Origin of the sequence: Rhabdothermincola sp., from assembly GCF_036846205.1 — a bacterium.
Taxonomy (GTDB): domain Bacteria; phylum Actinomycetota; class Acidimicrobiia; order Acidimicrobiales; family Acidimicrobilacustridaceae; genus Rhabdothermincola.
Genome location: NZ_DAIUCK010000017.1, coordinates 5,609 through 7,704, shown reverse-complemented (window position 1 = coordinate 7,704; position 2,096 = coordinate 5,609). Strand labels below are relative to the sequence as shown.

The 2,096-nt window shown below is 69.3% G+C and carries 1 protein-coding gene; it reads right to left on the bottom strand.

Going from position 1 to position 2,096, the window contains the following annotated elements; all coding sequences use genetic code 11:
- The coding region (locus V7004_RS04075) for a sensor domain-containing diguanylate cyclase (protein ID WP_334142371.1) at nt 1-1,791 on the bottom strand (1,791 nt) is incomplete at its 3' end.
- Nucleotides 1,792-2,096: the final 305 nt, after the last annotated feature.

Genomic DNA, 2,096 nt, shown 5'->3' with positions numbered 1-2,096 from the left:
CCCGCCGGGCGCGGGGACCGCCGACAAGGCATCGTCCACGGCCGTGCTCGCCGCTCGAGCGGCGGCACCGTCGACGACGATGCAGTTCTTACCGGCACGCTTGGCGCGGTAGAGGGCAGAGTCTGCCACGGAGAGCATCTCTTCAAAGGTCTGGCCCGCGGTGTGATCCGTGAGCCCCCAGCTCGTCGTGAACGGGACGCTCGACGAACGGTTGAGGTCCTCGGCGATCGCCGCCTGCACTCGATTGAGGGCCTGGACGGCCTCGGTGATGGAGGTGCCGGGAAGCAGCACCACGAACTCCTCGCCCCCGTAGCGAGCCGCGATGTCGTCCGGGCGGAGATGGCGTCGCAGGCTGGTCGCGAACTGGCGGAGTGCCCGGTCGCCCGCCTCGTGACCATGGGTGTCGTTGAGCTCTTTGAAGTCGTCGAGGTCGGCCATGCCGATGCTGAAGGGCGTCCCGTCCAGGAGGAGGGCACGGGCACGGGCCTCGAGGCTCCGACGGTTGAGCAATCCGGTCAACCCGTCGGTGTTGGCCTGGAGCTCGGTCATCGCCATCACCTGGAGATGCCCGAGGCGCGCACCGGTCTCCGCAGCGAGGACGGTCAGGCGATCGATCTGTGTCTGCGAGGGCAGCTCGTTGTCGGGCCCGATCGCATGGAGCACGCCCATCGCCTGCCCGTCGAAGGTGACCGGGATGCACACCGCTGAGCAGGGGGCCTGCGAGTGCTCGGGCAACTTGGGGCAGACGTTGAGCATGCGGCTGCTCTCGTAGACCATCCGTTGCGTGTTGCGCAGCGCGGCGCAACTCTTGGGCGAATCGACCGGGCACTGCGGCGCACCGCATCGGGGATGGGTGCTGGCTCGCCGCAGGTGGGCCTGGCTGGCATCCGCGAGCAGGAGCTCCACCTTGTTGTTGGGCACCACGGCCACGAAGGCCCGCTCGACCGCGGCGAGCACCTCGGCCCGGGTGTCGGTCACCTCCAACGCCTTGGCGAGGTCGTTCCTGAAGCTCTGGCGTTCGTTGTTCTCGCGATGGATCCGCTCCGCTTCCTCGAGCTGGGAGGTCTCCAGGTGAATGGAGCGGGCCATCGGCCGGAAGAGCGCCAGCACGACGGCGATCACCACGCCGACGCCTGCGATCATCAAGAGCCGGCTCTGGCCGCGCCGATGGTCGATGATGTCCTCGGTCTGGGCCACGTACAGTCGGACCGCGCGGTCGAGCTCGGTGGCGGTGGGTGCGGTCGACTCCTGGAGCAGGTCGAGCTGCCGCCTTCGCTCGGTCGCCGCCTCCGCGGTGGGTGCAGCGTTGTCGGCGACGAACTGCCCGGCGTTGGCGATGGCCTGGACCCGCTGATCGAGCCGGGTGTCGGTGCCGAAGTACAGATCTGCGAGCGCGGCGCTCGGTGGCGCGGCGGGAAGCCCCGGGGCGGCCTCGCCGGTCGACAGCGCGCGCTCCACGATCCGGAGGGCATCGACCTCTTGCTCCAGCTCGCTCACCAGCAGCTTGATGTTGGAGGAGGACGTACCGGTCCTCATGTCCTCGGAGGCCTGCACGTCGAGTCGGGTGGCGAGGTCCAGGATGCGGTAGAGACGCGCGGGTTGACCCGCGGCGGCCTCGAGCTGCTGCGAGTTCGTCTCGAGGTCATCGAGCGCCCGGTCCTCGCCGACCTTGGCGGCGATGCCGATGGCGACGAAGGCGGCGATCGCGATGAGGTAGCGGTAGGTGAAGCGGCGGCTGAGGGGTGTGGCGCGTCGGCGACCCCTTGGCTGCCGCCGAGAGAGCGCCCGCATCGCTTCTCCTTGTTCGATCGTGGTCCTCTATCCATCGGCACGAGGCGGGGACCGGGTGAATAGTCCGAGCGGATCATGGCCGTCTGGGCCGGAAATCCGGGCTCGTGGGCCATCCAACCTGTGTCGGGCGCTGCGTCGGCGACGGGGTCGACATGCGGGGAGGTGTGAGCCTGCTGGCCCTCCGCCCGACCGCCCGCCGGGCGGCTCGATCCCCGACCGGACACTAGGCTCGATTCCGTCGTTGTCGTGGAGCAGAGACGGGGGGCCTTGCCGATGGGCGAGCCGACGATCGAGGACTACCTGCG